The 19,419-nt window shown below is 69.7% G+C and carries 16 protein-coding genes and 2 tRNA genes; 5 read left to right on the top strand and 13 right to left on the bottom strand.

Annotated elements, in window-relative coordinates; genetic code table 11:
- Positions 1 to 193: 193 nt before the first annotated feature.
- Positions 194 to 2,410, top strand: coding sequence for an elongation factor G-like protein EF-G2 (locus tag ACZ7L4_RS34075; RefSeq protein WP_472108644.1), 2,217 nt, complete (start codon positions 194 to 196; stop codon positions 2,408 to 2,410).
- Between the two features lie 162 nt (positions 2,411 to 2,572).
- Positions 2,573 to 4,345 (top strand): hypothetical protein, encoded by a 1,773-nt coding sequence (locus ACZ7L4_RS34070; protein WP_472108642.1) that lies wholly within the window; start codon positions 2,573 to 2,575, stop codon positions 4,343 to 4,345.
- 9 nt (positions 4,346 to 4,354) lie between these two features.
- Here ACZ7L4_RS34070 and ACZ7L4_RS34065 read toward each other — a convergent pair whose 3' ends face one another.
- Positions 4,355 to 4,918, bottom strand: coding sequence for an HIT family protein (locus tag ACZ7L4_RS34065; RefSeq protein ID WP_472108641.1), 564 nt, complete (start codon positions 4,916 to 4,918; stop codon positions 4,355 to 4,357).
- Positions 4,919 to 4,985: 67 nt separating this feature from the next.
- On the opposite strand from ACZ7L4_RS34065, the gene ACZ7L4_RS34060 reads away from it, so the two are divergent.
- On the top strand, positions 4,986 to 5,690 hold the full coding sequence (locus ACZ7L4_RS34060; protein WP_472108640.1) for a potassium channel family protein: 705 nt from the start codon (positions 4,986 to 4,988) through the stop codon (positions 5,688 to 5,690).
- A 3-nt stretch (positions 5,691 to 5,693) separates the two neighbouring features.
- On the opposite strand, the gene thrS is transcribed toward ACZ7L4_RS34060, so the two are convergent.
- The gene (thrS, locus tag ACZ7L4_RS34055; protein ID WP_472108639.1) at positions 5,694 to 7,673 is read right to left on the bottom strand and encodes a threonine--tRNA ligase; all 1,980 of its coding nucleotides are present in this window, start codon (positions 7,671 to 7,673) and stop codon (positions 5,694 to 5,696) included.
- Between the two features lie 157 nt (positions 7,674 to 7,830).
- Here thrS and ACZ7L4_RS34050 point away from each other — a divergent pair, with 157 nt between their 5' ends.
- Entirely contained in the window at positions 7,831 to 8,385 is a 555-nt protein-coding gene (locus tag ACZ7L4_RS34050; protein WP_472108637.1) for a DinB family protein, read from the top strand.
- 3 nt (positions 8,386 to 8,388) lie between these two features.
- On the opposite strand, the gene ACZ7L4_RS34045 is transcribed toward ACZ7L4_RS34050, so the two are convergent.
- Both ACZ7L4_RS34045 and ACZ7L4_RS34040 read right to left on the bottom strand, forming a co-directional pair.
- Entirely contained in the window at positions 8,389 to 9,609 is a 1,221-nt protein-coding gene (locus ACZ7L4_RS34045; protein ID WP_472108636.1) for a hypothetical protein, read from the bottom strand.
- Between the two features lie 36 nt (positions 9,610 to 9,645).
- On the bottom strand, positions 9,646 to 10,212 hold the full coding sequence (locus ACZ7L4_RS34040) for a DUF4365 domain-containing protein (protein ID WP_266725606.1): 567 nt from the start codon (positions 10,210 to 10,212) through the stop codon (positions 9,646 to 9,648).
- A 184-nt stretch (positions 10,213 to 10,396) separates the two neighbouring features.
- Between ACZ7L4_RS34040 and ACZ7L4_RS34035 the strand changes: the two genes are divergently transcribed.
- Positions 10,397 to 11,122: an exonuclease domain-containing protein gene (locus ACZ7L4_RS34035; protein ID WP_472108634.1), complete on the top strand. Its 726-nt coding sequence runs from the start codon at positions 10,397 to 10,399 to the stop codon at positions 11,120 to 11,122.
- 75 nt (positions 11,123 to 11,197) lie between these two features.
- On the opposite strand, the gene ACZ7L4_RS34030 is transcribed toward ACZ7L4_RS34035, so the two are convergent.
- The 9 genes from ACZ7L4_RS34030 to ACZ7L4_RS33990 form a co-directional block, all read right to left on the bottom strand.
- Positions 11,198 to 11,269 (bottom strand) — tRNA-Val (locus tag ACZ7L4_RS34030).
- Positions 11,270 to 11,322: 53 nt separating this feature from the next.
- On the bottom strand, positions 11,323 to 11,778 hold the full coding sequence (locus ACZ7L4_RS34025) for an SRPBCC family protein (protein WP_472108632.1): 456 nt from the start codon (positions 11,776 to 11,778) through the stop codon (positions 11,323 to 11,325).
- 55 nt (positions 11,779 to 11,833) lie between these two features.
- A complete protein-coding gene (locus tag ACZ7L4_RS34020; RefSeq protein ID WP_472108630.1) occupies positions 11,834 to 14,578 on the bottom strand; it encodes an exo-rhamnogalacturonan lyase family protein in 2,745 nt (914 codons plus the stop codon).
- A 118-nt stretch (positions 14,579 to 14,696) separates the two neighbouring features.
- Positions 14,697 to 15,296: a hypothetical protein gene (locus ACZ7L4_RS34015; RefSeq protein WP_472108628.1), complete on the bottom strand. Its 600-nt coding sequence runs from the start codon at positions 15,294 to 15,296 to the stop codon at positions 14,697 to 14,699.
- Positions 15,293 to 16,165: a carbohydrate ABC transporter permease gene (locus ACZ7L4_RS34010; RefSeq protein ID WP_472108627.1), complete on the bottom strand. Its 873-nt coding sequence runs from the start codon at positions 16,163 to 16,165 to the stop codon at positions 15,293 to 15,295. The genes ACZ7L4_RS34015 and ACZ7L4_RS34010 overlap by 4 nt, the downstream gene beginning before the upstream one ends.
- Positions 16,162 to 17,118 (bottom strand): carbohydrate ABC transporter permease, encoded by a 957-nt coding sequence (locus ACZ7L4_RS34005; RefSeq protein WP_472108625.1) that lies wholly within the window; start codon positions 17,116 to 17,118, stop codon positions 16,162 to 16,164. Before ACZ7L4_RS34005 ends, ACZ7L4_RS34010 begins: the two co-directional genes overlap by 4 nt.
- 41 nt (positions 17,119 to 17,159) lie before the next feature.
- Positions 17,160 to 18,482 carry an ABC transporter substrate-binding protein gene (locus ACZ7L4_RS34000; protein WP_472108623.1) on the bottom strand — a complete coding sequence of 441 codons (1,323 nt, stop codon included), beginning with the start codon at positions 18,480 to 18,482 and terminating at the stop codon, positions 17,160 to 17,162.
- Positions 18,483 to 18,671: 189 nt separating this feature from the next.
- Positions 18,672 to 18,743 (bottom strand) — tRNA-Val (locus ACZ7L4_RS33995).
- 63 nt (positions 18,744 to 18,806) lie between these two features.
- The gene (locus ACZ7L4_RS33990) at positions 18,807 to 19,277 is read right to left on the bottom strand and encodes a TIGR02611 family protein (protein ID WP_472108621.1); all 471 of its coding nucleotides are present in this window, start codon (positions 19,275 to 19,277) and stop codon (positions 18,807 to 18,809) included.
- Positions 19,278 to 19,419: the final 142 nt, after the last annotated feature.

Here is a 19,419-nt window from a genome sequence, read left to right as displayed (position 1 = left end):
GCGTAGAACGCGGACGGGCCGCCACGCGCGCGTGCGATCCCGTACGACGTATGGACGCACAGTGACCCGAGTGGAAAGCTCGAAGACACCGCGGGCGTCGCCGAAGCCGCCTCCGCACGCGGATTCGCGTGTCCGCGCCCACAGGCCGATTACGACCTAGGACCTCACCGAGCAACAAACCGGGAGGCAAGGCATGGGCGACAAGACCAACGGACACCCCGGAGCCGCCGGCAGGGCAGCGACGGCCGACCATCCCGCGTCCGTACGGAATGTGGTGCTGGTCGGCCACAGCGGATCGGGCAAGACGACCCTCGTGGAGGCCCTCGCGCTGACCGCGGGGGCGGTGAACCGGGCGGGCCGCGTCGAGGACGGCACCAGCGTCTCCGACTACGACGAGATCGAGCATCGCCAGCAGCGCTCGGTCCAGCTCTCGCTCGTCCCGCTGGAGTGGGACGGGTTCAAGATCAATCTCCTGGACACCCCCGGCTACGCGGATTTCGTCGGGGAGTTGAGGGCCGGTCTGCGGGCTGCGGACGCGGCCCTTTTCGTCGTCTCGGCGGCCGACGGGCCCGAGACGATGGCCGGCGCGACGCGCATGGTGTGGGAGGAGTGCGCCGCGGTCGGCATGCCGCGGGCCATCGTGATCACGCACCTGGAGGCGGCGCGCGCCGACTTCGAGGACATGACGCGCACGTGCGCGGAGGTCTTCGGCGGCGACGACCCCGACGCCGTCCTCCCCCTGTACCTCCCCCTGCGCGGCGAACAGGCGCCGGACGGGCACGCGCCCGTGACGGGCCTGATCGGACTGCTCACGCAGCGCCTCTTCGACTACGCGTCGGGCGAACGCAAGGAGTCGGAACCGGACGCCGAGCAGGCCTCGCTGATCGAGGAGGCCCGCAACCGGCTCATCGAGGGGATCATCGCCGAGAGCGAGGACGAGACCCTCATGGACCGCTATCTGGGCGGCGAGGAGATCGACGTCAAGACGCTCGTCGACGACCTGGAGCGGGCCGTCGCGCGCGGCGTCTTCCACCCGGTCCTCGCGGCGGCCCCGGCTGCGGAGGACGCACGGCAGGGCATCGGCACCGTCGAACTCCTCGAACTGATCACCGGCGGCTTCCCGACCCCCTTGGAGCGGGCCGCCCCCGACGTGAAGGGGCGCGACGGGAAGGAACTCGACATCCACGCCTGCGACCCGGAGGGGCCGCTGGTCGCGGAGGTCGTGAAGACCGCGTCCGACCCGTACGTGGGGCGGGTCTCGCTCGTCCGCGTCTTCTCCGGCACCCTGCGGCCCGACGAGACGGTGCACGTGTCGGGCCACGGCCTGACCGACCACGGGCACGAGACCCGCGCCCTGCACGAGGCGGACGAACGGATCGGGGCGCTCTCGGCCCCCTTCGGCAAGCAGCAGCGCACGCTGACGCACTGCATCGCCGGCGATCTGGCGTGCGTCGCGAAGCTGAGCCGGGCCGAGACCGGGGACACGCTATCGGCGAAGGAGGCGCCGCTGCTCATGTCTCCCTGGGAGATGCCCGACCCGCTGCTCCCGCTGGCCATCCAGGCACACAGCAAGGCGGACGAGGACAAGCTCTCGCAGGGGCTCTCACGCCTTGTCGCCGAGGATCCGACGATGCGCCTGGAGCAGAACCAGGACACGCACCAAGTGGTGCTGTGGTGCCTCGGAGAGGCACACGCGGACGTCGCTCTCGAACGGCTGCGCAGCCGGTACGGCGTGCAGGTCGACGTCATCGCGCACAAGGTCTCCCTCCGGGAGACGTTCGCGGGGAAATCGGCGGGGCGCGGCCGGCACGTGAAGCAGTCCGGTGGCCACGGCCAGTACGCGATCTGCGAGATCGAGGTGGAGCCGCTGCCCGGCGGCTCGGGCATCGAGTTCGTGGACAAGGTCGTCGGCGGCGCGGTCCCCCGGCAGTTCATCCCGTCCGTGGAGAAGGGCGTGCGGGCGCAGGCGGCGAAGGGCGTAGCGGCCGGGTATCCGCTCATCGACGTACGGGTGACGCTGCTCGACGGCAAGGCGCACTCGGTGGACTCCTCCGACGCCGCGTTCCAGACGGCGGGGGCGCTGGCGCTGCGCGAGGCGGCGGCCGACGTACGGATCCATCTCCTGGAGCCGGTGGCGGAGGTCGAGGTCCTCGTCGGCGACGACTACGTCGGCACCGTGATGAGCGATCTGTCCGGGCGGCGCGGCCGCGTCGTCGGAACCGAACAGGCGCCGGGCGGCCGGACGTTGATCCGGGCCGAGGTTCCGGAGATCGAGATCGGCCGCTACGCCGTGGACCTGCGCTCGTTGTCGCACGGCACCGCCCGTTTCAGCCGCACGTACGCCCGGCACGAGCCGATGCCGGCCCAGCTGAGCGAACGGATCCGCGAACAGGCCCAGGACGTCCCGTAGTCGGCCGGGGGTCGCGCACCCGCACCGGCTTCCCGTTCCCCGGGGCCGGTGTCGGTGGCGGCCGCTACGCTGGTCGAAGATCAGCCGGATCCGGCCGACGGCGCGCCCAACAGGTGTGCGGGGCGGGCAAGTCGGGAAAAGCCGCAGCGACGGCGTGCGGTGATGGGGGTGGCAGTGGCGGACACGATCAAGCCGGCTTCGGCCGACGGAATATTCGACTTCCGACCGGGCGCGCAGATCCCGCTGCAGGGTTCCGCGGGCCAGACCGCCGCGACGTTCGCCATCGCCTCGGCCGCGTACCGGGACGACCCGGCGGTGAAGATCGAGGAGACCAACAACGAGTGGCACAAGTCCCAGGTGAAGAAGGGAATGTGGTCGCTCTTCGCGCCGAACCTCGGTGAGGCCTTCGCGCGGGCCGTGCAGGTGCGGATGCTGGGCGGCGCCCGCAAGCCGCTCATCCAGTCGTTCGGCACGGAACCGCAGGTCGTCGTGGAGCACTGCCTCGCGGCCAACCGGATCCGGCGCCAGCGCGACAGCCTCCTGACGCTGGTCACGGTGGTATTCGGCTTCCTGTTCCTGCCCGGATTCCTGCTCTGGGTGACCGCGTTCGAGATCCGCCGCAGGGACACCATCCGGGTGGCCGGGGCCGAGAAGGAGGTCGCGGAGGCCGAGGGCAAGAGCACCAAGGAGAAGCGCGAGGCGAAGAAGCACGAGCGCGCGGCGCACGGCCGGGCCGCCCTCGCCATGGCGATCATGGCCGTCGTGTTCGTCGCCGTCGCGATCGTGCTCGTCAAGCTTCCGTCCGACAGCGGCTGGACCTGGTATCTGCGCGCCTGCTTCGTGGCGCCCGTGATCGGCGGCTGGTGGGCGCGCCGGATCTGCGAGCGCACCGCCCACGACCTGCGCGACCGCTGGGGCGGGCTGCTGTCCGGCGGCGGGATCGGCGCGAAGATCCCGGAGGCCGTGCCCGGCAGCCCCGGCGAGACCGCCGCGGAGCAACTGCGGCAGAACCTCGCCAAGTTGTCGGCCGAGCAGCAGTCGAACTCGGTGTTCTACGCCGGCCCCAAGGGCATCCTGGGCATGGGCACGCGCTGGGGCGGCTGGCAGCTCGCCGAGGACCTGGTGTCGAAGGAGCCCGGCAAGGACATCCACCCGTTCCGCAGCTGGGACGTGGTCCGCGCGATCCACGACCAGCTCCGCCTCCTGGAGCGCAAGCCGATCCACACGGGAGGCTTCCCGACGCCTTCGGTGAAGCACTGGATCGTCTCGCCGATCGGGGAGAACGCGAAGAGCGTGACCCGCCCCTCGGGAGTGAACGTGGAGGCGTTCGAGACCAGGCAGCACGAGATAGAGCGGATCTGCAACGAGCAGCAGTTCGGCGGCGGCAGCCGCCACTACCTGGGCGTGCAGTTCACGCTCTGGGACGGCCAGTTGGTCATCACCATGCTGATCACGGTCACGGTGCTGCACCAGACGCTGCGGATCGAGGTGACCGGTCACGCGCTCGGCCCGGTGCACTCCCTGTTCACGTCGAAGCCGGAGCCGCGGACGAAGGTGATCTCCAAGCCCATACGGTTCTGGGAGACCACGGAGAAGACGCTCCCGCTGATCACCTCGGACGAGGCGGTCCGGATCGCGGTCCGCGCCCCCTTCACCTGGTATCCGCCGCTCCTGGACCACCTCGGCGGCAAGCTGGTGCTGCCCGAGCCGTTCGGCCTGCGGCACGCCTGGGCGGACCAGCCGTGGCGGCACCGCTTCATGGCGGACGACGCGCTGCGCACGGCCACGCCCGTGCTGCGCGTGGTGCACGCGGCGGCCATCAGGGTGCTCGACGAGAACGGCGTGGACACCGAGAAGTTCGGCAACCGCTCGGGCTTCCTCAGCGGCGCGGTCCAGGACCCGACGCCGGGGAAGGCCGACACGTACAACGCGTAGGAGACATCCTCAGTCGGTCGGCCAGGCCTTCGCCAGGGCCGTGCGCGTATCGGCGAGCATCTGCGGCAGCACCTTGGTGTGGCCGACGACCGGCATGAAGTTGGTGTCGCCGCCCCAGCGCGGAACGATGTGCTGGTGCAGATGGGCGGCGATACCAGCGCCCGCGACCGCGCCCTGGTTCATGCCGATGTTGAAGCCGTGCGCACCGGAGGCGGCGCGCAGCGCGGCCATGGCGCGCTTGGTGAAGTCGGCGAGTTCCGCGGTCTCGTTCAGGTCGAGGTCGGTGTAGTCGGCGACGTGCCGGTAGGGCAGCACCATCATGTGCCCGCCGTTGTACGGGTACAGGTTGAGGATCGCGAAGACGGCGTTGCCGCGGGCCACGATCAGCGCGTCCTCGTCGGACTTGCCGGGAGCCGCGCAGAAGGGACAGCCGTCGTCGGCTCCGGGGCCGCTCGGTTTGCCCTCGCCCTGGATGTACGCGATGCGGTGCGGGGTCCACAGACGCCCGAATCCGTCCGGCTCACCCACTGGACCGACCTGCTGCTCCGGCTCACTCGTCATGCAATGCAGCATATGGCGTCACCTCACGGGGGCGTGTCGGCGGGTACCACCCCAGGTCGGCGCGGGCGATGCTGTCCGGATGACCGACACCCCACTCGCCCGCTGGGAGCGGCACAACGGCGTCGTCCTGGCGGTGGCCTCGCTCGTCTACCTCGCCGGGTACGCGGTCCGCGTCCTCGGACACGGCCTGCCGGGCCCCGTCCGTGACCTGTGTCTGGCGGCGACGCTCACGGCGTGGGCAGTGTTCCTCGTGGACTACGTGGTGCGGCTGCGGCTGAGCGGACAGCGGCTGCCGCGCTTCCTGCGCACGCACTGGCTGGACACGCTCGTCCTGCTGCTCCCGCTGCTGCGCCCCGTCCGGATCGTGCAGGCCTACGAGACGGTGCAACGCCGGCAGAACGAGCCGCGGCTCTCGCTGCACGCGCGCGTGATCGCGTACGCGGGACTGTCGGTGACGCTGCTCGGCTTCGCCGGCTCGCTCGCCCTGTACCAGCAGGAGCACACGGCGCCCGGCGCGGACATCCGCACGTACGGCGATGCGGTGTGGTTCACCTGCACGACGCTGTCGACCGTGGGCTACGGCGATCTGGCCCCGGTGACACCGCTCGGCCGGCTCGTTGCGGTGGGCGTGATGGCCTGCGGTCTGGCGCTGCTCGGCGCGGTCACGGGGTCGTTCTCGTCGTGGCTGCTGCAGGTGTTCGCGCGGGAGGGCGAGCGGGAGGCGGGGCCGGACGGCGAGAGGCCCCCGGGGAACTCCCCGAGGGCCTCCGACGGAAAACGCTGAGCGTCAGACCTGCGCCCGCTCCTCGACGACCTTCGCGATCTTCGCGATGGCCTCGTCGACCGGGATGCCGTTCTCCTGCGAACCGTCGCGGTAACGGAAGGACACCGAACCGGCGTTCATGTCCTCGTCGCCCGCGATGACCATGAAGGGCACCTTGGCCTTCTGCTGGTTGCGGATCTTCTTCTGCATGCGGTCCGAGGACTTGTCGACCTCGACGCGCAGCCCCTGGGCGCGCGCCTTCTCGGCGAACTCCTCCAGGTACGCGACGTGGCCGTCACCGATCGGGATGCCGACGGCCTGCACCGGGGCGAGCCACGCCGGGAACGCACCCGCGTAGTGCTCCAGGAGCACGCCGAAGAACCGCTCGATCGAGCCGAACAGGGCGCGGTGCAGCATGACGGGCTGCTGGCGCGAGCCGTCCGCCGCCGTGTACTCCAGGCCGAACCGCTTCGGCTGGTTGAAGTCGACCTGGAGGGTCGACATCTGCCAGGAGCGGCCGATGGCGTCCTTGGCCTGCACGGAGATCTTCGGGCCGTAGTACGCGGCGCCGCCCGGGTCGGGCACGAGCGGCAGGCCCTGCTTCTCGGCGGCGGAGCGCAGCGCCTCGGTGGCCTCCGCCCAGTCCTCGTCCGTACCGATGAACTTGTCGGAGTCGTCGCGGGTGGACAGCTCCAGCTCGAACTCGGTCAGGCCGTAGTCGCGCAGCAGGTCGAGGACGAAGGTGAGGAGCTTGTCGAGCTCCTCCGCCATCTGCTCCTTGGTGCAGTAGATGTGCGAGTCGTCCTGCGTGAAGCCGCGCGAGCGGGTCAGGCCGTGCACGACGCCCGACTTCTCGTAGCGGTACACGGTGCCGAACTCGAAGAGCCGCAGCGGCAGTTCACGGTAGGAACGCCCGCGGGACTTGAAGATCAGGTTGTGCATCGGGCAGTTCATCGCCTTGAGGCGGTAGTTCTGCTCGTCGAACTGGATGGGCGGGAACATGCCCTCCGCGTAGTGCGGCAGGTGGCCCGAGGTCTCGAAGAGCGCTTCCTTCGAGATGTGCGGGGTGTTCACGAACTCGTAGCCGGAGGCCTCGTGGCGGCGCCGCGAGTAGTCCTCCATGACCTTGCGGATCACGCCGCCCTTGGGGTGGAAGACCGCGAGGCCGGGGCCCAGCTCGTCCGGGAAGGAGAACAGGTCCAGCTCGGCGCCGAGCTTGCGGTGGTCGCGCTTCTCGGCCTCGGCGAGGAACTCCAGGTACGCCTTCAGCTCGTCCTTCGACGGCCACGCGGTGCCGTAGATGCGCTGGAGCTGCGGGTTCTTCTCGCTGCCGCGCCAGTAGGCGGCGGCCGAGCGCATCAGCTTGAACGCGGGGATGACGCGGGTGGTGGGCAGGTGCGGGCCCCGGCAGAGGTCCTTCCAGCACAGCTCGCCGGTCTTGGCGTCGAGGTTGTCGTAGATGGTCAGCTCGCCGCCGCCCACCTCTGCGTCCGCGCCGTCGGCGGCCTGCGCCGCGTTGCCCTTGAGGCCGATGAGCTCCAGCTTGTACGGCTCGTCGGCGAGCTCGACCGCGGCGTCCGCGTCGGTGGTGACGCGGCGCGAGAAGCGCTGCCCCCGCTTCTGGATCTCCTGCATCTTCTTCTCGATGCGCTTGATGTCCTCGGGGGTGAACGGCTCCTTGACGTCGAAGTCGTAGTAGAAGCCGTCCTTGATGGGCGGGCCGATGCCGAGCTTGGCCTCGGGGAACAGCTCCTGCACGGCCTGCGCCATGACGTGCGCGGTCGAGTGCCGCAGGATGTTCAGGCCGTCCTCGGAGGAGATCTCCACGGGCTCGACGGTCTCGCCGTCGGCGACCTCGTACGCGAGGTCCTTCAGCTCACCGGCCACACGGGCCGCGACGATGCTGCGCTCACCGGGGAAGAGCTCGGCGGCCGTAGTGCCCGTCGTCACCACGCGCTCTTCCCGCTCGGAATCGCGTTGGATGGTCACACGGACGTCAGACACCGGACTTCTCCTACCTGAAGATGGAACGCCGCGCCATTACCTGTGACGCGCGCAGCAACGATCGTACCGAGTCACCAGGGCCGCTCGCGAAACGGTTACCCGGGACGGCCGCCCGCAGGCCGGGCAACTGTCAGTGCCGGGATCTAGCGTGAGACCTATGACACTCGACTGGAACACGCTCCTCGCCGACCAGCTCGACTGGCACTGGCGCCATCAGCTCCGCGACCGCCTGGCGGGGCTGAGCGACGACGAGTACTTCTGGGAGCCCGTGCCGGACTGCTGGACCCTGCATCCGCGCGGCACCGGCACCGCCGCCATCCAGGGCGGTTCCGGGGACCTCACGATCGACTTCGAGTACCCGGAGCCGGTCCCCGCCCCGGTGACGACGATCGCGTGGCGCCTCGGCCACATCCTCGTGGGCGTGCTCGGCGCCCGGAACGCGTCGCACTTCGGGGCGGAGCCGGTGGACTACATGACGTACGACTATCCCGGCACGGCCGCCGACGCCCTGGACCGCCTGGACGCCGCGTACGCGACGTGGATCGCGGGCGTGCGCGGCCTGGACGAGACGGCGCTCGCCCGCCCGTGCGGTCCGGCCGAGGGCCCGTACGAGAAGGAGCCGATGGCGACGCTCGTGCTGCACATCAACCGCGAGATGCTGCACCACTCGGCGGAGATCGCCCTGCTCAGAGACCTGTACGCGCATCGGTAGCAGTCACGGCTCCTCGCCCGCGCACGCCTCCTCGAAGAAGTCCAGGTTCTCCTGGAGCGACTTCATCATCCGGTCCCGCTCGGCCTCCTCCACCTGCACGGGTACGACGCCGGTCGCGTCGGTGAGACGGCGGAACCCGCCCCGGCTCTCCAGCCGGCCGTGCACGCGGATCGGCAGGCCCACCAGGTGCGCGTGCCCCGCGATCCGGTACGCCTCCTCGTCCAGCGTCATCCGTACGTGCGGCACCTCGACGCCCGCGAGCACCCGGAGCCGTACGGTGCCCGGGCCGCGCGGCCCGGCGCGGCGCATGCGGACGACGGTGCCGGTGACGCGGACGGAGACGGCGGGTTCGGCGTACAGGAAGCGGGCCCCGGCCTCCCGCAGCACGTCGAGGTCGCCGGGTGAGAACTCGACGGGCGCGTCGCCGTCCGTGCACTCCCCCGGCACCCCGGCGGCGGGCGCCCAGGCCACGCCGACGCGCGCGCCCTCGGTGCCGCGCACCAGCGCGACGAGCGCCTCGGTGAGCTCATGGCTGACGCCCGCCTCGATCGCGCCGTCGAACGCGTCCATGCCACCGGTGGCCCGCCGGTAGTCGATGGCCTCGCGCACCGCGTACAGCGCCTGGTGCAGCCGGACGGCGAGCATCCGCCCCGTGGCGACCGGCACGAACGCGGTGAGACGGCGCCCGCCGGACGCCGTCTGCACCAGTACGTTCTCCAGGGCCGCGGCCGCGGGCCGCCGGTGCCTCGCCCCGTAGTACCCGGCCCGGCCGCGCGCGGCGAGGGCACCGGCGAGCAGCATCTGCCGTGCCGCGCCCCGCAGTTGCTCCTCGGCGGGCCAGGGCGAGGCGCCCGCGGGCCCCGCCGGGACATCGCGCGTCCAGCGGATCTCGTCGCTCGGCACGGCGAGGGAGACAAGGACCTCGCGCGCTGAGGGCGTACCGCTGCGTTCGAGGGCGACGAGCGCCTCGCCGAGGAGTTCCTCGCTGTCCGGGAAGGCCCGGCTCTCCGGCACGAGCAGGCTGGTCCGGGCGCCGGCCCCCGGCAGCGTCCAGCGCGCGTACCGGCCGGCGGCCCCGCCGCGCCGCTGCCAGCCGTGCCGGTCGAGCAGGGCGCCGAGCACCGCGGGGTCGACCTGTCCGGGCTCGGGCCCGACGAGGTCGACGGGGTGGCCGCGCCCCGCGCCGAGCGGGCGCAGGGATTCATCGATCGGGCGGTGCTGCATCACACAACTCCCTTCGGCCCGGGCCGAGTTGGGCCGTCAGGGCCGTCCACCCGCGCCCACCCTCGCCATGATCTCGCAGAGCGCGCGGTCGTCGAAGATCCGCGCCGTCGGGACGCGCACGGTGGTCCTGCGCCGCCCGGTGACCGGGTGTCCGGCGAGGTTCATCCAGTAGCAGCAGTGCCGCAGGTCGAGCCGGTCGTGGGCGGCCCGCAGCCAGTCGTCCTGCGAGCGCGGCACGAGCATCACGACGAGGATCTTGTGCACCGAGACCGGGGTGCGGGCCAGCTTCTCCAGGTGCGCGTTGTCGAGCGTGAACGCGAAGGAGGGACCCGGCGGGTCGGGCGCGACCTGGTACGTCGCCTTGAGCTGCACCTTGATGGTGACCTCGTCGTCGATGGCGTGCCCGGGCGAGCTGTGGCTGACGTGCCAGTCGATGCCGTTGTCCGGAAAGGGCTGGGAGAGCGAGCACCCCGCGGCGGCGGCCACGGCGTGCAGATAGCCCACCTGCAGGGTCTCCATGCAGGCGGTGGTGGCGAGTGTGCCGCGCGGCGGTGCGATCCGCTCGGGCAGCAGCCCGCCTCGTTCGGGCCGCGCGAGCGCCATGGTCCAACTGGCCTTCCGGGAAAGCGGGTTCGCGCCGATGGCACCCCGCTGAACTGCCGTGACTCGTACCTGTGTTGTCACCGCTCGGCGTACGACGCAAACAGCGCGGGTATCACCGCTTGGGGCAGGGACAACACGTCGACGGGACGTCATCTGCCGCGCGGGAAGCAGGAGTTGAGAGATCATGACGTGCTGGTACGAAGGGCCGCTGGCCGCCTTCGACACCGAGACGACCGGCGTGGACGTGGAGAACGACCGCATCGTGTCGGCCGCGGTCGTGGTGCAGGACGCGGCGGGAACGCGACCGCGAGTGACGCGCTGGCTGGTGAACCCCGGGGTGCCGGTGCCCCCCGGTGCCACCGAGGTGCACGGACTGACCGATGAGCATCTTCAACGCAACGGGCGCTGGCCCGCGCCGGTGATGGAGGAGGTCGGCCGCGCGCTCGCCGAGCAGGCCGCCGCCGGCCGACCGCTGGTCGTGATGAACGCGCCCTTCGATCTGACGCTGCTGGACCGCGAGTTGAAGCGGCACCGGGCCTCGTCGCTCTCCCACTACCTGGAGACGGCGTCCCTGTGCGTGGTCGACCCGCGCGTCCTGGACAAGCACCTGGACCGCTACCGCAAGGGCCGCCGCACGCTGACCGACCTGTGCGAGCACTACGAGGTGGAGCTGGCGGAGGCGCACGACGCGGGGGCGGACGCCCTGGCGTCCCTCGATCTGGTGCGGGCGGTGGGCCGCCGGTTCGCGTCCCGCCTGGAGCGACTCTCCCCCGCGGAGCTGCACACCTTGCAGGCGGTCTGGCACGCGGCGCAGGCCCGCGGCCTGCAGGCCTGGTTCGCGCGCAGCGGCAACCCGGAGGTGGTGGACCCGGCGTGGCCACTGCGCCCGGAACTTCCGGCGGCGGCCTGATCGTTCCCCCGTCGGGGCCCGAAAGGAAAAACGAAAAACCGGCCCACCAATACGGCGGACCGGTCATTCTCCGGGTGGGCGATACTGGGTTCGAACCAGTGACCTCTTCGGTGTGAACGAAGCGCTCTCCCACTGAGCTAATCGCCCGGGAACGCGTTGAACAATACAGGTCGCGGCGCCCTGTGTTCAAACCGGTTGCGTCAGGCCGGTCGCAGATGGGCGGCGAGCCCCCGTCGCCCGCCGCGCATCATCCACGCGTGGTTCGCGAGGAACACCGGCCGCCCCGCGACCGCGAACCGGCGCATCAGCGGTTTGCCGACCTCGACCTCCTGGTCGTACACCGCCCGCGTCCCGCCGCCGGGCAGCGGCGTCAGCGTCCAGCGCGCCCAGCCCTCCAGGTCCCCGGTCATCGTGATCTGCAGGATTCCGGCGGCCGGATCCCGACGCGTCTCGCGCGCCGTGACGTGCAGCTCGTACGGGAGGAAGGACCGGAAGACGGCGATGCCGCTGGTCGCGCTTCCGTCCAGCGGCGTCACCCTGCGGACCTGGGGCCACCACCGCGGGTACTCCTCGGCCCGCTCGAGCACCGCGTACACGGCGCCCGGCGGGGCGGGCAGTTCCCACACGCTGCGAAAGCGGTAATGGTTCCAGTCCACGTTCCACGGCCTTCCCGTCCACGGCCTTCCAGTCCATGGACAGAGTCTGCCGGGGTCAGGGCATCTTGTCGCCGACCAGCGCCAGGTTCTCGATGGCGGCGAGTCCGTACAGGGCCGTGTCGTTGGTGTAGACCCAGTTCGCCTCGGTGCCCGCGACGAGGGTCACCGGCCCCTCCACCTTCTCCGTCTTCCACGGCGAGGACTCGGTGTACCCGTCGCTCTTGAAGAACTTCTCCCAGGCCCGCTTGGCCAGCTTGTCGTCGCCGGTGCGCACGGCGGCGTAGGCGTCGAGCCGGGAGTGGCCCTGGAAGAGGATGAGCGAGCCGAAGTCGGAGCCGTACCGTTCCTTCTGTTCCGCCTTGGTGGCGTTGAAGTAGCGGCAGTAGTCGTAGTACGCCTCCTCGAACTTCGGCATGTCGACCTGGTCGATGAGCTCCGCGCACAGCTCGTTGAGGCCGAAGACCGCCGAGAGGTGGGAGACGCCGACGACCGGCTTGTCGGCGATCGCGAACTTTCCGGTGTCGAGGTCGTAGAGCCCGCTGCCCTGCACGAACCCGTTCGGCTGCGCGGCGATCGTCTCCATGGTCGACAGGACGCGGGCCTTCGCCTTCTCCCACTTCGGTCCGCGCCGCTCCCACTCGGTGAGCCAGGCCGAGACGAGGCCGCTCCAGTCGGTGCCGAAGCCGATGGACAGGGCGTGCGGGTCGGGCTTGTAGTCGGGGTCGGGGCGGACCTTGCGCTGCGGGTCGAGGACGAGGAACGTCTCGTCGGAGTCGACGTTGGCGTGCATGAGGTCGCCGACGCGCTCGTCGCCGGTGAGAAAGTAGTAGTAGCGGCGGTACGTGGTGTTGGCGATGCGCTGCTGCTTGGCGGAGTCGGCGTAGTGCTGGACGCCGTGCCGGGTGCCGAGGCCCGCCCATTTGCCGAGGTGGTAGACGTCGACCTCGCCGGTGTGCCGGGTCATGGCCTCGGCGAAGCGGAAGATGTCGGCGCGCCCTGAGCGCAGATAGGCCATCCACAGCCAGATGTCGGGCGACAGCTCGGAGTTGTCCCAGGCGTAGCCGCCCACGTCGTAGCGCCACTGGTGGCGCGCCGGGTCGTAGGAGTGCATCACGTCGCCGTAGTCCCAGAAGCCGTACCAACGGCGCATCTCCACCTGGTCCTTGTAGTAGGTGAAGAGGAAGTCGAGGTGGTCCTCGATCTTGGCCTTGGCGGGGGTGGAGCGGTCCGGTTCGGAGAACAGTCCCGGCCCGAACACCTTCGCCTTGATGAGCTGCTTCGGCGGGGCGGCCAGCTGCGGCTGTACGCGCACGGCCTCGACCTGCCGGGCGAACGCCTCCGGCTCGGGCGTCGCATCGTTGGCCCAGAACATCAGCTCGCTGGTGCGGGCGATGCCGTACGGGGTGCCGAACTCGGGCTCGTAGTCCTCGTATGTGATGTTGAGGCCCTCGAGCTGTTCGGCGAAGGTGTCCTGGCCCATGCCGTCGTGGTAGAAGCGCAGGTCCATGGGCTGGGCCTCGGGCGACCAGAGCCAGAGGGTGACCTCGGCCTCGTCGGTCTGGGCGCCGCGGATGTCGAGTCCTGCCGGGTGCTTCTCCCAGAAGTCGCGCAGGCCGAAGGAGAGTCCGCCGCCGGCACCGCCGACGTAGCCGAAGCCACTGGCGCGGCGGCCGCCGCCGGCGCCGATCCAGCCGTGGCCCTTCTTCGTGCGCTTCTTGAGCGTGAACCCGTCCGCCGACAGTTGGGAGAGGCTGTAGTCGCCCCACTCCGGGATGTACTGGAGGCGGGTCGTGACGCGCTGGTCCCAGGTCGAGGGGTCGGGCAGCTTCTCGCCCGCGAACTGGGCGGCCTGCACGGCGGCACCCGGGTCGCGGCGCAGTCCGGTGATGCCCTGGACGGCTTCGCGGAGCATGCCGGTGCCCTCGCCGCCGATGCGGATGTGCCGGTCGTACGGCTTGTCGCGCATCGGCACGGTGAAGCGGACGCCGAGCCCGCGGATGAAGTCGCCGGAGGCCTTGCCGGGTTCCTGGGTGCCGTCGTACGTGATGGTGTGCACCATGCGGAACGATTCGGCGCCCGCGTAGAAGTAGAAGCGGATGGAGAAGGGCAGCCAACTGCGGTTCCCCTTGCGGTGCTTGCCGTCGATGCGGACGACGGCGCGGACCGGTCCTTCCTGCTCGACCTTCGTCTCCTCGATGACGGACTCGAAGCGTTCGTACTTCTGGGTGCCCTGGTCGCCGTCCTCGATCTCGCCCTGCCGCAGGAGGACGAGGCGGCCGTCCTTGGCGATCTCCGTGGAGCCGCGGGTGACGGTCTTGACCAGGCTGGATCCGCTCTTGCCGAGCTTCGCGACGATGACGCCGGTGTCGACGGTGACGACTCCCCCGCTGGTCGAGACGCTCACCTTCTTGTCGGGCGCGGCGGCGGTTCCGGCGGCGAGCTTCAGCTTTCCCGCCCCGGCGCCGGGGCCGACGGCGTGCGCGGTCCACTTCAGGGAGCCGTCGGGCCACTGGGCAAGGGGCCAGGTCTGGACGGGGACCCGCTTGCCGTCCTCGGTGGTGAGGGCGAACTCCTGCCCCTTGTCGTACGCGCCCTTGGGCCAGGGCACGCCGACGGTGGCGCCGGGGGCCGCGCCGAGCCCGCCGTCCTCCAGCCAGCCGAGCGTGACGGGCTCCGCCTCCGCGGGGGCTGCGGCCGGTGCGGCCTGCGCCTTCTTGTCGCCGAGCGCCCAGCTGAACTGCGCGGCGGCGCCGGCGACCGCGGCGGCCTTGAGGAGGGACCTGCGGGGAATGGGGGACATCGTCGTTCCTTTCCGTGCATGCCAAACGTGGGGTACGAGAAGGGGGTTGAGGGGGTGTTACGTATGACGGATTCGCGTTGTACGTATGACGGGATCGCGTACTACGTATGACGTCGGCTCACCCGGCCCGGCCGCGCTCCTCCACCGCGACCGCCGCGGCGGCGAGGATGCCGAGGACCGGGACCGCGAGGGGCGTGAGGAACTCGGCGCCGAGGATCACGAGCGCGATTCCGCAGACCAGGAGCAGGGACCCGCCCGGGGTGCGTACGGTGCGCCGGGCGGCGTCGCGGAGGAGCGCCCGCCAGGACCGGTCCGGCTGCCACACGGCGGCGGCCCGCAGCACGATCACGGCGCCACCGATGAGCGCGAAGATGCCGACGGCTGCGGCGAGTTGGCCGCCCGGCAGTCCGGCGCGAGCGACCCGTACGTCGACCAGGACGGCGAGCCACGCGACCACGCCGACCAGGCCGACGAGCCAGCCGCGCCGGGCCGCCGCACGGAGGTCGGCGACGAACTCCCGCCATCCGCCGCCCTGTTGAGTGACATGGCGGCGCAGATGCCGGGCCCCGGCCGCGAAGGCCGCCGGAGCGGTGACGACGGGCACGGACGCGAGCGCGATCCACACCCCGGTCAGCAGGCACTCGGCGAAGACGGCGAACCCGACGCGCCGCCGCGATTCGACAGCCGGTCGCGGCTTGCGTACGGCGGCGGCCCTCACTTGAGCCCCGACGTGGCCATGCCGTCGATCAGATACCGCTGGAAGGCCATGAAGAAGGCGATGACCGGGATGAGCGCCATCATCGCCATGGCGATCTGACCGCCGTAGTCGGAGATGCCCTGCTGGTCGCGGAACATCATCAGGCCGAGCGAGACCGTGTACTTGGAGGGCTCGTTGAGGTAGATCAGCGGGCCCATGAAGTCGTTCCAGGCGTTGATGAACGTGAAGATCGCGCTGGTGATCAGGGCGGGCCGGCACAGCGGCAGCACGATCGACCAGTAGATCCGCAGGTGTCCGCAGCCGTCGAGGCGTGCCGCCTCGTCCAGTTCGCGCGGGAGTCCGCGCATGAACTGCACCATGAGGAAGACGAAGAAGGCCTCGGTGGCGAGGAACTTGCCCGCGAGCAGCGGCACGTACGTGTTGATGAGCTCCAGCTTCTGGAACATCACGTACTGCGGGATGAGCAGCACGTGGTACGGCAGCAGCAGGGTGCCGATCATCAGCGCGAAGAGCAGGTTGCGCCCCTTGAAGGGGATCTTCGCGAAGGCGTACGCGGTCAGGGAGCTGGAGACGACGACGCCGACGACGGCCAGGCCCGCGTAGAACAGCGAGTTGGTGAAGAACGTGCTGATGGAGATGCCGGCGATGCCGTCGGCGAGGCCCTTGACGTTGTCCAGGATGGGGTCGGCGGGGAAGAGGTCGAGCGAGCCGATGATCTGCTTGCCGGGCTTGAAGGCGGCGCCGATCACCCAGACGACCGGGTAGAGGACGACGCAGAGCACGGCGAGCGCGAAGACGTGCCAGACGATGGAGCCGGTGCGCTTGCGCGGGTTGGCCTGGCTCGACAACTCCGGTGCGACGGTGGTCACTTGACGTCCTCCTCGTAGTGCACCCACTTCTTCTGGGACCAGAACAGGACGGCGGTGACGAGCGCGACGGCCAGCAGCAGCATCCAGGCCATCGCGGACGCGAAGCCCATCTGGGACTGCTGGAAACCCTTTTGGTACAGGTAACAGGTGTAGACGAGGGTGGCGTCGGCCGGTCCGCAGAACGTGTTGGAGACGACGTACGCGGAGCCGAAGATCTGGAACGAGTGGATCGACTCCAGCAGGACGTTGAAGAAGAGCACCGGGGAGATCATCGGCAGGGTGATGTTCCAGAACCGGCGCAGCGGTCCCGCGCCGTCGACGGCAGCGGCCTCGTACAGCTCCTTCGGCACCTGCTTGAGCCCGGCCAGGAAGATGACCATGGGCGCGCCGAACTGCCAGACGGTGAGCGCGACGAGCGAGTAGAGGATGAGGTCGGGGTCGCCGATCCAGCCGCCGAGGTTCAGGCCGAGCGAGCCGAGTCCCTTGTCGACGACGGCGTTGTCGGAGAAGATCGCCCGCCAGACGAAGCCGACCGAGACGCTGGCGCCGATCAGCGACGGCGCGTAGAAGGCGGCGCGGTACAGGCCCTGGCCGCGGCGGCTCTGGTTGAGCAGCAGCGCGACGCCGAGGGCGAGCAGCAGCTTCAGCGGGGTGCCGATGACCACGTACTTGAGCGTGACCTGCACGGACTTCTGCCAGCGCGGGTCGTCGAACATGGCGGTGAAGTTGTCGAGGCCGATCCACTTGGGCGCCGCGAACAGGTTGTAGTCCGTGAACGCGTAGTAGAGCGAGGCGATCATCGGCCCCGCCGTGAGCAGCAGGAATCCCGCGAGCCACGGCGACATGAAGAGATAGCCGGCGAGGTTGTCCCGTCGTCCCCGCCGCTTTTGTGCGACGGGTCGGACAACGTTCACCTCGTCGGCCAGGACTGTGGCGTCCTTGACGAGCGACATGGTGCTGTTTCCCCTCGGAAACTAGGACAGGCCCAGGGCTGTCAGGCCTGGAAGGCTGCCTCGGACTCGCTGAAGAACTGCTTCACGGCCGCGGGGACCTTCTGCTTGGCATTGGCGACGTCTCCGGCGATGCGCAGGAACGCGGCCTCGACGACGTCCGCACCCGAGGGGTGCGGCGTGATCTTGCCGAGCACACCGGCCTTGTCGACCTCGGTCTCGTACGCGGCGATGCCCTTGTTGGCCTCGGCGACGGCCTTGTCGGTCTCCGCGCCGGGCTTGTACGCCTCGAACTGGTCGTCGGTGGCGAGCACGCCCATGTCGTAGCCCAGGACCTTGCCGACCTCGGGGTCGTGGACCATGAAATCGATGAACTTGGCGGCCTGCGCCTGGGCCTTGCACTTGGTGGAGATCGACAGCATCAGCGAGCCGAGGTACTGGCCGGTGTCCTTGCCGTCGGTGGTCGGGATCGGCGCGAGCGCGTAGTCGGAGTCGCCCTCCCCCTCGTAGCGCACCGAGAAGTTGTCCCAGGTGAACTCGGCGCCCGCGAGCCCGGCCGAGAGCCCGGACTTCGGCTTGACCTGCTCGATCTTCTTGGGGTCCGCGACGATCCCGGACTTCACGCGCTTGTAGTAGTCGGACCACCACTGCGTCAGATCGTCCTGGGTGAAGCCGAGTTTGCCGTCCTTGAAGAAGGCCTTGCCGTTCTGACGGAGATACAGGTCGTAGAGGTACATGACCCCGGCGTAGCCCGTGTCGCCCGCGATCTTCAGCTTGTCCTGGATGGTCTGCAGCGAGTCGAAGTACTCGTCCCAGGTCCAGCCGAACTTCGGCCGCACGCCCGCCTTGTCCCAGGCCTTCTTGTCGATGACGAGCGACATGGTGTTGGCGCCGACCGGAACCGCGACCTGCTTGCCGCCGGAGACCTGACCGGCCGTCTCGACGCCGCTGCGGAACTGCTTGAGGCTCAGATTCCCCGCGTCCACCTGGGACTTGAGGTCGAGCAGAACTCCGCGCTTGTCGTACTTCGCAAGGAAGGCAACGGAGTTGAGGAATACATCCGGAGGATTTCCGCCCGAGGCCTGCGTCTGGAACTTCTCCCAGAATGCCTGGTAATCGGTGAATTCGGGCTTGATTTTGATCTTCGGATTCTTCTTCTCGAAGAGCGCGATCGCCTTCTTGATTTTCACGGCGCGCGGTTCGCCGCCCCACCAGGCGAATCGCAGGGTCGCCGGCCCCTCCGCGTCCCCCGCGTCTCCTGACCCTCCGTCACCACCGCACCCGGCCGCCGTCAGACCGAGCACGGCGACCGACGCCCCCGTGACCTTCAGCAGGCCCCGACGATCAAGATCCCTGTTCATAGGCACAGCCAGCCCCTCCACCCTGCGCATTGAATCGTTTTAGGTAAGCGCTTGCCGAGCAAAAGTAGAGACGGGTGGGGAGTGCGTCAACAGTTCGGACGAAGTTGGCGCTCGAAGCGCTTCGAAACCGCAGGTGGGCGCCGAAAAACGCCGAGGGCCCCGGAGACTCGATGTCTCCGGGGCCCTCGGTCCGGGTGGGCGATACTGGGTTCGAACCAGTGACCTCTTCGGTGTGAACGAAGCGCTCTCCCACTGAGCTAATCGCCCGGGCGCAGGAAGAACATTACCCCATGTCAGGGGGTGCCTGGGACCATCCTGCGCCGCCCGCGATCACTGCTTGATGTTCCACGGCATCTCGAACCCGAACTTCCACAGGTAGACCCCGCCGAGCACGGCGATGATCACCACGCCGATCGAGGTCAGGATGATGTTCCGCCGCCGCACCTTGGGGTCGAGGGCGCGCTGCGTCGCCTCCGTGACCTTCCGCTTCGTCCAGCGCAGGACCAGCTGAGCCCAGACGAACTCGGTCGCCCAGATCGCCATGCCACCGAAGATCACCAGCCAGCCGGGCCCGGGCAGCGGCAGCATGATCACGCCGCCCACGACGACCGCGAGACCCACGATGAAGACGCCGACCTGCCAGCTGAGGTGCAGCGTCCTCCTGGCCTGGATGAACCCCGGCGCCCGCGACCCCAGCGGCTTCCCCTCGGCCGCCTCGCCGTCCGCACCGGCCCCGGAGGCCGCATCCGCCCTCTCGGGCGCCTCGGGCTCCTTGGCCCCCTTGTCACTCCCCGTATTCATGCACTCAAACCTACCCGACTCTTTCGCGTCACCGGAATGGGCGTTGTCCCACAGATAAGACTCGGCCGTACGAGCTACCTAAAGACGCTCAAAACACTCAGAGGGGTTTACAACGGCACCGTAGGTGGCATGTCGATTTCGC

This window comes from Streptomyces sp. NPDC107575 (assembly GCF_055657265.1).
This window is presented reverse-complemented; position numbering and strand designations above follow the sequence as displayed.

Bases quoted from the DNA above. Each gene is read 5' to 3' on its own strand.
- ACZ7L4_RS34075 (WP_472108644.1), top strand. From the start codon at position 194: ATGGGCGACAAGACCAACGGACACCCCGGAGCCGCCGGCAGGGCAGCG.
- ACZ7L4_RS34070 (WP_472108642.1), top strand. From the start codon at position 2,573: ATGGGGGTGGCAGTGGCGGACACGATCAAGCCGGCTTCGGCCGACGGA.
- ACZ7L4_RS34065 (WP_472108641.1), bottom strand. From the start codon at position 4,918: ATGCTGCATTGCATGACGAGTGAGCCGGAGCAGCAGGTCGGTCCAGTG.
- ACZ7L4_RS34060 (WP_472108640.1), top strand. From the start codon at position 4,986: ATGACCGACACCCCACTCGCCCGCTGGGAGCGGCACAACGGCGTCGTC.
- ACZ7L4_RS34050 (WP_472108637.1), top strand. From the start codon at position 7,831: ATGACACTCGACTGGAACACGCTCCTCGCCGACCAGCTCGACTGGCAC.
- ACZ7L4_RS34045 (WP_472108636.1), bottom strand. From the start codon at position 9,609: ATGCAGCACCGCCCGATCGATGAATCCCTGCGCCCGCTCGGCGCGGGG.
- ACZ7L4_RS34040 (WP_266725606.1), bottom strand. From the start codon at position 10,212: ATGGCGCTCGCGCGGCCCGAACGAGGCGGGCTGCTGCCCGAGCGGATC.
- ACZ7L4_RS34035 (WP_472108634.1), top strand. From the start codon at position 10,397: ATGACGTGCTGGTACGAAGGGCCGCTGGCCGCCTTCGACACCGAGACG.
- ACZ7L4_RS34020 (WP_472108630.1), bottom strand. From the start codon at position 14,578: ATGTCCCCCATTCCCCGCAGGTCCCTCCTCAAGGCCGCCGCGGTCGCC.
- ACZ7L4_RS34005 (WP_472108625.1), bottom strand. From the start codon at position 17,118: ATGTCGCTCGTCAAGGACGCCACAGTCCTGGCCGACGAGGTGAACGTT.
- ACZ7L4_RS33990 (WP_472108621.1), bottom strand. From the start codon at position 19,277: ATGAATACGGGGAGTGACAAGGGGGCCAAGGAGCCCGAGGCGCCCGAG.